Origin of the sequence: Burkholderia sp. BCC1640 (assembly GCF_902833125.1) — a bacterium.
GTDB classification, from domain to species: Bacteria; Pseudomonadota; Gammaproteobacteria; order Burkholderiales; family Burkholderiaceae; genus Burkholderia; species Burkholderia diffusa.
The window spans coordinates 356,444-367,685 of the sequence record NZ_CADFEF010000002.1; the positions used below are offsets into that span (position 1 = coordinate 356,444).

12 protein-coding genes are annotated in these 11,242 nt (G+C 68.7%); 4 read left to right on the top strand and 8 right to left on the bottom strand.

The genetic code is table 11. The features are described from left to right. Positions 1 to 69 precede the first annotated feature (69 nt). The 3 genes from HWX25_RS03985 (at position 70) to HWX25_RS03995 (ending at position 3,406) form a co-directional block, all read left to right on the top strand. Entirely contained in the window at positions 70 to 1,533 is a 1,464-nt protein-coding gene (locus tag HWX25_RS03985) for a metallophosphoesterase (RefSeq protein WP_175907256.1), read from the top strand. A gap of 170 nt (positions 1,534 to 1,703) precedes the next feature. Further along, positions 1,704 to 3,032: a cytochrome c peroxidase gene (locus HWX25_RS03990; protein ID WP_175907331.1), complete on the top strand. Its 1,329-nt coding sequence runs from the start codon at positions 1,704 to 1,706 to the stop codon at positions 3,030 to 3,032. A gap of 98 nt (positions 3,033 to 3,130) precedes the next feature. Then, positions 3,131 to 3,406, top strand: coding sequence for a hypothetical protein (locus tag HWX25_RS03995; protein WP_057928306.1), 276 nt, complete (start codon positions 3,131 to 3,133; stop codon positions 3,404 to 3,406). A gap of 195 nt (positions 3,407 to 3,601) precedes the next feature. On the opposite strand, the gene HWX25_RS04000 is transcribed toward HWX25_RS03995, so the two are convergent. The 8 genes from HWX25_RS04000 to gtdA form a co-directional block, all read right to left on the bottom strand. Continuing rightward, positions 3,602 to 4,024, bottom strand: coding sequence for a DUF6691 family protein (locus HWX25_RS04000; RefSeq protein ID WP_059818919.1), 423 nt, complete (start codon positions 4,022 to 4,024; stop codon positions 3,602 to 3,604). A 1-nt stretch (position 4,025) separates the two neighbouring features. Then, a complete protein-coding gene (locus HWX25_RS04005) occupies positions 4,026 to 4,460 on the bottom strand; it encodes a YeeE/YedE family protein (protein WP_175907257.1) in 435 nt (144 codons plus the stop codon). Beyond that, positions 4,450 to 4,800, bottom strand: coding sequence for a metalloregulator ArsR/SmtB family transcription factor (locus HWX25_RS04010; protein ID WP_059525037.1), 351 nt, complete (start codon positions 4,798 to 4,800; stop codon positions 4,450 to 4,452). Before HWX25_RS04010 ends, HWX25_RS04005 begins: the two co-directional genes overlap by 11 nt. 119 nt (positions 4,801 to 4,919) lie before the next feature. Next, on the bottom strand, positions 4,920 to 6,281 hold the full coding sequence (locus HWX25_RS04015) for an aromatic acid/H+ symport family MFS transporter (protein WP_175907258.1): 1,362 nt from the start codon (positions 6,279 to 6,281) through the stop codon (positions 4,920 to 4,922). A gap of 76 nt (positions 6,282 to 6,357) precedes the next feature. After that, entirely contained in the window at positions 6,358 to 7,566 is a 1,209-nt protein-coding gene (locus HWX25_RS04020; RefSeq protein ID WP_175907259.1) for a 3-hydroxybenzoate 6-monooxygenase, read from the bottom strand. 19 nt (positions 7,567 to 7,585) lie between these two features. Beyond that, complete coding sequence (gene maiA, locus HWX25_RS04025) at positions 7,586 to 8,227, bottom strand: maleylacetoacetate isomerase (protein ID WP_059818916.1); 642 nt, start codon at positions 8,225 to 8,227, stop codon at positions 7,586 to 7,588. Between the two features lie 34 nt (positions 8,228 to 8,261). Then, positions 8,262 to 8,960, bottom strand: coding sequence for a fumarylacetoacetate hydrolase family protein (locus HWX25_RS04030; RefSeq protein ID WP_175907260.1), 699 nt, complete (start codon positions 8,958 to 8,960; stop codon positions 8,262 to 8,264). A gap of 99 nt (positions 8,961 to 9,059) precedes the next feature. Further along, entirely contained in the window at positions 9,060 to 10,106 is a 1,047-nt protein-coding gene (gene gtdA / locus HWX25_RS04035; protein WP_175907262.1) for a gentisate 1,2-dioxygenase, read from the bottom strand. Positions 10,107 to 10,270: 164 nt separating this feature from the next. Here gtdA and HWX25_RS04040 point away from each other — a divergent pair, with 164 nt between their 5' ends. Beyond that, positions 10,271 to 11,215, top strand: coding sequence for a LysR substrate-binding domain-containing protein (locus tag HWX25_RS04040; RefSeq protein ID WP_175907264.1), 945 nt, complete (start codon positions 10,271 to 10,273; stop codon positions 11,213 to 11,215). The last annotated feature ends 27 nt before the right edge of the window (positions 11,216 to 11,242 follow it).

Below are 11,242 nucleotides of genomic sequence, written 5' to 3' on the forward strand. Positions count from 1 at the left end.
CGCCTCCGTGCCTTCACATTTCTTACATTCGCGTTCCGTATCGTTGACGGCTTTCCTACGGTGCCTCCCATGCGACGACTCCTCTCCCGCGCGCTGTTCGTGCGCTACGCTTCGCTTGTTGCCCTCGCGGCGCTGTCCGCGTGTTCGAATCACATCGATACGCCCGCCGACCCGGCCAGTGCCGCGATCAACGTTCAGGCCGCGTGGGTCGAGATCGGCGATGCGAACCAGGCGATCGCACGCGTTGTCACGAACTACAGCCCTGCGTCCGCGAGCGATCCGCTTTGCCCGCAGCTGTCCGTCGACGGCAAGCTGTCGCGCATGACGCTGCGCGCCGGCGCCGCGACCGTCGCGCAACGGCCGACGGCGAGCGCGCCGGCCGACTCGAAACCGTCGAGCTTCCCGGTGTCGGTCTGCGAAGCGACGCTGCCGGCCGATGCCCAGACGGCGAGCGTCGCGGGCCGCGCGCTGCCGCTGCCGAAGGCACAGCCGCAGCGCATCGCGATCATCGCCGACACCGGCTGCCGAATGAAGAAGGCCGACAACGCATGGCAGGCGTGCAACGACGCGACGGTCTGGCCGTTCGACACGATCGCGGCGAGCGTCGCGAAGCTGTCGCCGGACCTCGTGCTGCACGTCGGCGACTATCACTACCGCGAAAACGCGTGCCCGCCCGACATCGCCGGCTGCAAGGACAGCCCGTGGGGCTACGGCTGGGATGCGTGGCAGGCCGACCTGTTCCGCCCGGCCGCGCCGCTGTTCGCGAAGGCGCCGTGGGTCGTCGTGCGCGGCAACCACGAGGAATGCGCGCGGGCCGGCCAGGGCTGGTACCGCTTCCTCGATCCGCACCCGTATTCGGCGGCCCGTTCGTGCGACGATCCGGCCAACGATGACGACGCGAACTACTCGGATCCCTATGCGGTGTCGCTCGGCGGCGGCACGCAAGTGATCGTGTTCGACACCGCGAAGGTCGGCCGCAATCCGCTGAAGACGACCGACGCGCAGTTCCGCATCTATCAGAAGCAGTTCCAGACGGTCGCGGCGCTCGCGTCGAAAGCCGGCATGTCGACGACGATCTTCACGAACCACCATCCGATCCTCGCGTTCGCGCCGATCGCCGGCAGCACGCCCGCGCCGGGCAACCTCGCGCTGCAGTCGGTGATGGCGAGCCTGAACGCGCAGGCGTACTACCCGCCCGGCATCCACGTCGCGCTGCACGGGCACGTGCACGACTTCCAGGCGATCAACTTCTCGTCCGGGCATCCGGCGACGATCGTGTCCGGCAACGGCGGTGACAACCTCGACGTCGCGCTGCCCGATCCATTCCCGGCCGGCCTGACGCCCGCGCCGGGCGCCGTGATCGAGCGGCTGTCGCACAACAACAGCTTCGGCTTCCTGATCATGGAGCGACGCGCGGCGCCGGCGACGGGCTGGGTGTTCCGTGCATATTCGGCGGCAGGCAAGCTGCTCGCGTCGTGCGACCAGTCGGGCAATACGCTCGCATGCGACAAGACGGGGTTCATCGCGCCGTGAGTGACGCAGTTCGATTGAGTGACGATTTGATGGATTCGACCGGCCGCCGGCGACGGATGGCCGGCTCGCGGAGGCGGACGGTTTCGTCGGTGACCGCTGCCGAGCATTGGGTGTCCGGTTCGGTTCCGGTCCTCGGCAGCGGATGGACGGTACGCGTACTTGCCGCCGCCCTGCTCGCCGGCACGGCGTTCGCGGCCCATGCCGCGCCGCCCGAGACGATGCTGCTCCCCGGCGCGCCGCCGTCGCGCGTCGTCGGCACGATCGGCAACGGCACGCCGCAGGTGACCGACAAGGTCGACGCGGCGGCCAGCCGTTTCGCTCCGGACCCGACGCTCGTCGCGCTGGGCCGCCGGATCTTCTTCGATCCGCGGCTATCCGAGCCGCGCGGCATGTCGTGCGCGGGCTGCCACGATCCGGGGCGCGCGTTCGCGCCGACATTGTCGGCCGCTTCGCTCGCGGGGCCGGGCGTGCCGGAAGGCAGCCGCCACGGACGCTTCAGCCTGCGCAACGCGCCGTCGCTGCTCTACGTGCGCTACGTGCCGCGCCGCCACTTCTATCAGGACGACGACGCCCCCGCGCCGTCGCCGTTCGGCGGCCTCTTCAGCGACGGCCGCGCGGACACGCTCGCCGAACAGATTCGCGGGCCGTTGTTCGATCCGAACGAGATGAACAACCGATCGCCGGCCGCGTTGCTGCGCAAGGTCGACCGCACCGAACTGGCGGACGATCTCGCCGCGCGCTTCGGCGCATCGGTGCGGCGCGACCCCGAGCAACTGGTGCGCGCGCTGGGCTCGGCCGTCGAGGCCTATCTGCAGAGCGACGACATGGCGCCGTTCACGTCGCGCTTCGACGCGTATCTGCGCACGCGCAAGCCGCTCGCGCCGGCCGAGATGCGCGGCCTGACGCTGTTCCGCAATCCCGACAAGGGAAACTGCATGAGTTGCCATACGCTGTCGGAGACGTCGAGCCGGCCGGAGCGCTCGCTCTTCACCGATTTCGGCTACGACGCGATCGCGGTGCCGCGCAACCGCGCGCTGCCCGCGAACCGCGATCCGCGCCATTTCGACAACGGCCTGTGCGACACGGCCACACGGCTGCGATGGCCCGAGCCGACGCAATGGTGCGGCTACCTGCGCACGCCGGGGCTGCGCAACGTCGCGGTCAAGCAGACGTTCATGCACAACGGCGTGTTCACGACGCTGCGCGACGCGGTCGCGTTCTACAACACGCGCTCGACCGACCCGGCCCGCTGGTATCACGGCGCCAGGACCTTCGACGACGTGCCGGCCGCCTATCGCGGCAACATCAACGTCAATTCGACGCCGATGAACCGCCGGCCGGGCACGCCGCCCGCACTGACCGACGCGGAAATCGACGACATCGTCGCGTTTCTCGGCACGCTGACCGACGCGCGCTACGCGAACCTCGTCCCGCCCGCCGCGCCTGCCGCCCGGATGACCGGATCGCCAGCCGCCCGCCCACCTTCGCCGGTGCGCTGAACCCTGGCCGAACGGCCAGGCGCATGCGCGCCCGCTTGCGGCCTCCTCATATACTGGTTATATTTACAGTACTGTATTTATGAACAGTGAGGTGCGCGATGGAACATCTGGTCCGTATCGTCAACGACACCGATCGCCAAGTGCTGGCATGGCTGCGTGCGCAGGTCGGCGACGCCCGCGTCGAGCGCGCGGCGCGCCAGCTCGGGCATACACGCAAGCCCTTCCCGTCGGCGGTATGCCGGTATCTGGGCATGAGCGCGCCGGCAACGCTGCGCCAAGCGGAACGGCCGCGTGCCGCACGCGACTTCTCGGTCGGCGATCGCTACCTGTCATTGATCCGTCAGCATCTCGCCGCGCATGCGGTCAGCCGATGAAATCGCCGAAATCGTATCGTCGGCGCATCGCCGCGCGGCGGCCGTCCGGGGTGAGCGCGGCGTGCCGGCCGGAAAATGGCGCGCGATCGCATCGATCGTCACATCGCGCTGCACGCGCAGTTGCTCGCGAAACCGGTGCAGGTGGCGATCGAACGCGCCCGAGCCGACAACTTCGGCCGCAGCAACGTCACCCAGCTACCGCCCCTTCCGCGCGTGCTCGATCCACTCGAACAACGCCATCCCGATCAGCATCGCGACGACGAACGCGATGCCCTTGGCCGACCCGAGTCCGATCGACACGATCGCCGGCCCCGGGCAAAACCCGGCAAGCCCCCAGCCGATGCCGAACACGGCGCTCCCTGCGACGAGGCGTACGGTAATCGTCCGCACGGCCGGCCACTGGATAGGCAGGCCGAGCAACGACCGCGTCCGACGCTTCGCCCAGGCGAACGCGAACACGGCAACGCCGATCGCGCCGGCCATCACGAACGCGAGCGACGGGTCCCAGCGGCCTGCCAGGTCGAGAAAGCCGAGCACCTTCTGCGGGTTGGCCATCCCCGACACGATGAGGCCGGCGCCGAACAGCAGCCCCGCCAGAAACGCGAATCCTGCCTGCATGTCAGCCTCCGATCACGTGCCGTCGCACGAATACGGTCGCAAAACCCGCGACCATGAACACCGTCGTCGCGACGATCGATCGCGTCGCGCCACGCGACAGCCCGCAGACGCCGTGACCGCTCGTGCATCCGCCCGCATAGCGCGTACCGATCCCGACCAGCAGGCCGGCCGCCAGCAACTCGCCCCAGCCCGCATCGACCTGCGGCGCCGCGGCGACACCGGCGATGCGCATCATCAGCGGCGCGGCAATCAGCCCGGCGACGAATGCGGCACGCCAGTCGCGCTCGGCGGCACCGGCCGTGAACAAGCCGCCGACGATGCCGCTGATCCCGGCGATCCGCCCGTTGAACGCAACGAGCCACGCAGCCGCCAGCCCGATCAGCACACCGCCTGCAAGCGACAGCCACGGCGTGAAATGAAGCACATCAAGCTGCATGGCGGGTCCCCTTTGCGGCCGTGCCGCAGAACTGTTCGTACAGCACGCCCATCACCGCGATCACGGCCGGGCTGTCGAGCGAATAGTGGATGTTCTTGCCTTCACGGCGCGTGCGGACCAATGCGTTGTCCCGCAACACGCCGAGCTGCTGCGACAGCGTCGGCTGGCGGATATCCAGCCGCGCCTCGAGATCGCTCACGCAGCGTTCGCCCTGCGACAGCTCGCACAGCAGCAGCAACCGGTCGGGATTGGACAGCACCTTGAGCAGCGCGCATGCCGATTCGGCGGCGGCGCGCATCTGGTCGGGCTCGGGCAGCCCGGTGGAAGGGTCGGCGTTCATGAGGGGGACCGCAAACGATTAAGGAATCTACATTATATACATTTATATAATGTAGATTCCTGCTTTCGTTCGGTGCCGTCGGAAGACGGCGCCATCGGCAATGGTCGCCCCTGCCTCCGCTACGCCTGCTCGCCGGCAATCGCCTCGGCCGCCACCGCGCGCTTCGCGCCGGCCCGCACCGCGCCAAGCACCAGCACCGCGCCCCCGGCAATTACGCACGGCACCGCGACGAATGCGAACGCGGTCGACAACGGCAACCCCATCGCGAGCATCGCGCCGCCCGCCATCGAGCCGACGACGGACCCGCCGCGGCCGATCCCGTTCGCCCAGCTCACGCCCGTGGTTCGGCATTCGGTCGGATAGAACGCAGCCGACAGCGCGTTCGCGCCGACCTGCGAGCCGGACACGCAGAAGCCGGCCGCGAACACGGCCAGTGCCGCGCCCGCCGGCGACGCGGCCAGCCCCCCGATCGCCGCGACGAACACGCCCGCCGCCGCATAGCTGCACGCGAGCACGCGATGCGGATCGAAGCGATCCATCAGCCAGCCGAGCACGATCGCGCCGAGCGTGCCGCCGACCTGGAACATCGCGGTCACGCGCGCGGCCGTCTGCAGCGTCGCGCCGGTCGTGCGCAACAACGTCGGCAGCCAGCTCGACAGCAGGTAGATGACGAGCAGGCTCATGAAGAACGTCAGCCACAGCAGCAGCGTGCCGCGCAGCAGGTCGGCAGCGAACAGGCGGCCGAGCGGCGACCCGGCCGGCTTGCCGCGCGGCGCGACGAACGACGCGTGCGCGAGATCCGGGTCCGGTGCAATGCGTGCGAGCATCGTCGCGATCCGCTCGCGCGACGCGCCGGTGTTGACGAGATAGCGCACCGATTCGGGCAGTCGCCACGCGAGCACCGGCAGGAGCAGCAGCGGCGCGGCCCCGCCGACGACGAGCACCGCACGCCAGCCGTCGCGTTCGATCAGCGACGCGGCCGCGAGCCCGCCGAGCGCCGAGCCGATCGTGAAGCCGCAGAACATCGTCGTGACGAGCAGCGAGCGCCGCCGCGCGGGACAATACTCGGACGTCAGCGTGATCGCGTTCGGCATCGCGCCGCCGAGCCCGAGGCCGGTCACGAAGCGCCACGCGATCAGTTCGGTCAAGCCGCCCGCAGTCGCCGACGCCGCACTCGCGATGCCGAAGCACGCGACACAGGCGAGCAGCAGGCGCTTGCGGCCGAACCGGTCGCCGAACGGTCCGAACACGAGCGCGCCGGCCATCAGCCCGGCGAGCCCCGCGCCGAATACCGGCGCGAGCTGCGCGGGCGACAGCCCCCATTCCGCGCGAATGACGGGAGCGATGAATCCGATCGATGCCGTGTCGAAACCGTCGATCGCGACGATCAGGAAGCACAGCACGACGATCGCGGCCTGAAACGGCGCAACGCGATGTCGGTCGATCCATGCGCTGACGTCGATGGACAGCGTATCGGCCATGATGATGTCTCCTCCATGAAGGCGGTCGCGCGCGATGTCGTTGGAACGCGCGCCGCCGGATCCGGGCTGAAGCGCGTCAGTCGACGGTCTTCAGGCAATCCTCCGCGCGCCAGCCGTGCAGCCAGTCGAGCGCGTCGTAGAACTGCGCCTGCGTGCGTCCGACCCACAGCGCGTTGCGCACCTGCCGCTCGACGCCCTTCGCGTGATAGATCCGCCCCATCTCGCGCGCCGAATACAGCACGCGCGCGGTGCGCGGAATCCGCACGCGTTCGTACAGCGCGAACGCGGCTTCGAAGTCGCCGTCGGTCCGCGCGACGGCCGCGCCGAGCGTCACCGCATCCTCGAGCGCCTGGCACGCGCCCTGCGCGATGTATTGCGTCATCGGATGGGCGGCGTCGCCGAGCACCGTCGCGCGGCCCGCGCTCCAGCGCTCGACCGGGTCGCGATCGGCGGTCGCCCAGCGCTTCCACGACGTCGGCCGGTCGAGCATCTGTTTCGGCAGCGGATGAATGCCGTCGAAGTACGACAGCACTTCCTCCTTGCTGCCGTCGCGCACGCCCCAGGTTTCCTGCTCGCGGCTGTGAAACGTGACGACGAGGTTGTATTGCCGTCCGCCGCGCAGCGGATAGTGGACAAGATGGCAATGCGGGCCGGCCCACACGACCGGCGCATTGATCTGCAGGTTCTTCGGCATGTTGTCGACGTCGACGACCGCGCGGTACACGACGTGCCCCGTCACGCGATGCGCATCGCCGATCAGCGCCTGCCGGATCGCGGACTTCACGCCGTCGCAGCCGATTACCGCGTCGGCGCGATAACGTTCGCCATGCTGATCGATCACGGTCACGCCGTTGCCGTCCTGCTCGAACCCGCACACTTGCGTGCTGGTCCGGAATTCGATCAGCGGATGATCCTTGACCGCCTCGTAGATCGACAGATGGATGTCCGCGCGATGGATCACCGCATACGGGTTGCCGAAGCGTTCGCGATACGCGGCGCCCGTATCGATGCACGCGACTTCCCGCGCATCGACCGCATCCATCAGTTGCAGCCGGTCGGTGAACACCGCGCGGCCGCGCGCGGCCTCGCCGACGCCCAGCGCGTCGAGCGCATTGAACGCGTTCGCGGCGAGCTGGATGCCCGCGCCGATCTCGCCGATTTGCGCGGCCTGTTCAAGCAGCTTCACGCGAATGCCCTGACGCGCGAGCGCCAGCGCCGTCGCGAGTCCGCCGATGCCGCCGCCGATCACGAGTACGCGTCGGCCTGTATTGTTTGTCTCGCCCATGTCCGTCTCCTCCTTCGTGTTACGCGACGTAGTCCGGTTGCCGCTGCGGCTGCGCCGCTTCGAACGCCGGCTCGCGTCGCGCGTGTTCATGAACCGCGAGGCTGCGCGGATATGCGCTCAGGTCGCAATCCATTCGCAGCGCGTTCGCGACCTGCGGCACGAGGCACACGTCGGCGAGCGTCGGCGCCTCGCCGAAACACCACGGGCCCGTATCCGCGCGCGCGAGCAGGCGCTCGACGCCGGCCATGCCTTCCGCGATCCAGTGCCGGTACCACGCATTCTTCTGCAGCGGCGTGACCTGCAGTTCGCTGTCGAGGTAGCGCAGCACGCGCAGGTTGTTGACCGGATGGATGTCGCACGCGATCAGCGTCGCGAGTTCCAGCACGCGTGCGCGCTGCCGCGGTTCCAGCGGAATCAGCCGCGGCGCCGGATGAATCTGGTCGAGGTAATCGATGATCGCGAGCGACTGGCCGAGACGGAAATCGCCATCGACCAGCGCCGGCACCGACGCCGACGGATTCACCCGCGCGACGTAGCCGGCCTCGCGGTGCTCGCCCGTGCGGATGTTCACGGGCAGCGTATCGAACGGCAGCCCTTTCAGCGCGAGCGCGATGCGCACCCGATAGGATGTCGAACTGTTGAAGAAACTATGCAGTTGCACGATGTGACCTTTCGAGGAAATCGAAGAACGCGCGTCAGACCACGCGCACGGCCAGTTCGCCGAGTCGCTCGACGCCGACCTTCATCACGTCGCCCTTGACCACCGCGCCGACACCTTCTGGCGTGCCGGTGAAGATCACGTCGCCCGGTTCGAGGCGGAAGAACTTCGACAGGTCGGCCACCGTTTCCGCGACCGACCAGATCAGTTGCGACACGTCGCTCTTCTGCTTCGTCGCGCCATTGACGGTCAGCCACAGGCCGGCCTGATCGACATGACCGACCTCGCTCGCCGGATGCACGGGGCCGATCGGCGCGGAACGGTCGAACGCCTTGCCGATTTCCCACGGCCGGCCCATCTCGCGCATCTTCATCTGCAAGTCGCGGCGCGTCATGTCGAGGCCGACCGCATAACCCCACACGTGCTCGAGCGCGCGCTCGAGCGGAATGTCGGAACCGCCCTTGCCGATCACCGCGACGAGTTCGGCTTCGTAGTGGTAGTTCTGCGTCTGCGACGGATACGCCAAATCGAGCGTTTCGCCGTAGGCGACCGGCACGATCGAGTCGGCCGGCTTGCAGAAGAAGAATGGCGGTTCGCGATCGGGATCGAAGCCCATCTCGCGCGCATGGGCCGCGTAGTTGCGGCCGACGCAGTACACGCGACGAACCGCGAAGCGGGCGTCGCTGCCGGCGACGGGAAGCGCCACCGGCGCTTCGGGCGGGAAAACGTAAGTCATGAACGGCTCCAGCGTAGGCATGAAGGAAGGAACGCGCGCCGCCTCGGCGGCGCACTGGACGAATCGAGGAAATCAGGAAAATCGGGCCAACCGGCGGCGTCAGTCGCGCGCTTCGCGCAGCAGGTTCAGCGCCGACAGCACGGGCCGGTCGGAATAGCTGAACAGCACGCTGTCGGACGACGCCGACAGCCGGACCGGCGCCCACGACGGCGCGACGAAGATGTCGTGCGGCTCGAACGCGAACGCGTCGCCGCCGATGTGCGCGGTGCCGCTGCCTTCGACGACGCAGTAGATCGTCGCGTCGGTGCTGCGATACGTGCGGCCGTCGAAGCCGGCCGGCAGGAACTGCATGAAGGTGGCGATCGTCGGCATCGGCCAGCCACCCGTCGCGGGATTCACGTAGCGCAGCTTCACGCCGTCCCACGCGTCGAGCTCGCCGTTGCGGTACAGCGCGTCGAGCGCCTCGCGGGTGCGTTCGTATGGATAGCTGAACACCGGCGATGTCGGATCGCTCGCGCGATGGCGCACCGGCACCATGTTGTGGCCGAAGCGCGCGAAGCTGTCGCCTTCCGCGCGGCTGACGGGCTGCTCGGCTTCCGGATAGTTCTCGGCGAAGCCCGCGTCGAGGTACCTGACCAGCGGGATGTCGAGCCCGTCGAGCCACACCACCGGCTCGCCGCCGTCTTCCGCCGACGGGTTGCCGTGGTCGTGCCACGCCCACGACGGCGTGATGATGAAGTCGCCCGGATGCATCGTCGTGCGCTCGCCGTTCACCGCGGTCCACGCGCCCTTGCCCTCGACGATGAAACGCAATGCCGACTGCGTATGCCGGTGGCTCGGCGCGATCTCGCCCGGCAGGATCAGCTGCAGGCCCGCGTACAGGCTTGGCGTCATGCTCGACTTGCCGGGCAGCCCCGGGTTCTCCAGCACCAGCACGCGGCGCACGGCTTCTTCCGCGCTGATCACGCCGCCGGCCTGCATCACCAGGTCGCGCACCTGCGCGTACTTCCAGATCGCGGCCTGCGCGGCCGGCTGCGGCGCTTTCGGCACGAGGTTGTGCAGCGACTCCCACAACGGCGCGAGGCGCTGTTCGGCGATCCGTGCGTAGTAGTCGGCGCGCGACGTATCCGGGTGTCGGCTGGTCATGATGTCTCCTTGGGGCGGCCGATCGCGGTCGGCGCTGTGTCGGGTCGGGGACCGCGTGCTTCAGTCCGTTAGCGCATTTATATTCGACGCAGACATACCCGGTAAAATGGCGAAATCATCTAATCCATATGATTTCGGATATACCTTCCGACACGGAGCACGCGATGGACTGGACCTACCGGCTGCGATTGCGGCACCTCCAGGTGCTGCTGAGCCTGGCCAGCACGGGCAACCTGAGCCAGTCCGCGACGGCGCTGGCGACCACCCAGCCCGCGCTGTCGAAATGGCTGAAGGAACTGGAAGAGGATGTCGGGCTGCCGCTGTTCGAGCGGCACGCGCGCGGCCTGCGGCCGACGGCCTACGGCGATGCGCTGATCGAGCACGCGCGCCGTGTGGAGGCGCAGCTCGACGTCGCGCGCGACGACATGGCCGCGCTGCGCGAAGGCGGCAGTGGCCTGGTCACGATCGGCACGTCGGGCGTCGCGGCGGCCGATACCGTGCCGCTCGCGGTGTCGCAGTTGCTGAAGCGGATGCCGCGCGCACAGGTGCGGCTCACCGAGAGCACGATGAACCAGCTGATGCCGCAACTCGCGCGCGGCGAACTCGACATCGTCGTCGGCCGCTCGGGCTCCGCGTCCGTCGATCCGCACCTGCACGCCGAAGCGCTGTACGTCGATCCGGTGGTGTTCGTCGCGCGGCCCGATCATCCGCTCGTCGGCGCGGCCTCCGTCGGCTGGGACGAGGTGCTGGCCCACTCGTGGATCGTCTGGCCGTCCGGCACACCCGTGCACAACGCGCTGCAAGTCGCGCTGACGGCCGCCGGCCGCGTACAGCCGCCGCATTGCGTCGAATCGAATTCGTCGATCCTGAACCTCACGCTGCTGAACAACACCGACCTGCTCGGCGTCGCCTCGCATCGTGCCGCGCGGCGCTTCGAGCAATTGAACGCGATCCGCATCCTGCCGATGCGGCTCGAGGGCCAGGGCGCGGTGTCGATGTACTGGCATCCGGACAGCGCGAATCGCGCGGCCGTGGCCGCCGCGATCGAGTGCCTGCGTGCCTGTGCGGCGCCGCAGGTGGGCGGATGGGAGAAAGTGACGACGGAATGAACGGCGAGGCGGCCCGCTGCGAACCGG

What these genes read in the sequence shown, in the direction of transcription:
- HWX25_RS03985 (WP_175907256.1), top strand. Translation starts at nt 70, where the DNA reads ATGCGACGACTCCTCTCCCGCGCGCTGTTCGTGCGCTACGCTTCGCTT.
- HWX25_RS04000 (WP_059818919.1), bottom strand. Translation starts at nt 4,024, where the DNA reads ATGCAGGCAGGATTCGCGTTTCTGGCGGGGCTGCTGTTCGGCGCCGGC.
- HWX25_RS03995 (WP_057928306.1), top strand. Translation starts at nt 3,131, where the DNA reads ATGGAACATCTGGTCCGTATCGTCAACGACACCGATCGCCAAGTGCTG.
- HWX25_RS04030 (WP_175907260.1), bottom strand. Translation starts at nt 8,960, where the DNA reads ATGACTTACGTTTTCCCGCCCGAAGCGCCGGTGGCGCTTCCCGTCGCC.
- HWX25_RS04020 (WP_175907259.1), bottom strand. Translation starts at nt 7,566, where the DNA reads ATGGGCGAGACAAACAATACAGGCCGACGCGTACTCGTGATCGGCGGC.
- HWX25_RS04015 (WP_175907258.1), bottom strand. Translation starts at nt 6,281, where the DNA reads ATGGCCGATACGCTGTCCATCGACGTCAGCGCATGGATCGACCGACAT.
- HWX25_RS04010 (WP_059525037.1), bottom strand. Translation starts at nt 4,800, where the DNA reads ATGAACGCCGACCCTTCCACCGGGCTGCCCGAGCCCGACCAGATGCGC.
- HWX25_RS04005 (WP_175907257.1), bottom strand. Translation starts at nt 4,460, where the DNA reads ATGCAGCTTGATGTGCTTCATTTCACGCCGTGGCTGTCGCTTGCAGGC.
- gtdA (WP_175907262.1), bottom strand. Translation starts at nt 10,106, where the DNA reads ATGACCAGCCGACACCCGGATACGTCGCGCGCCGACTACTACGCACGG.
- HWX25_RS04040 (WP_175907264.1), top strand. Translation starts at nt 10,271, where the DNA reads ATGGACTGGACCTACCGGCTGCGATTGCGGCACCTCCAGGTGCTGCTG.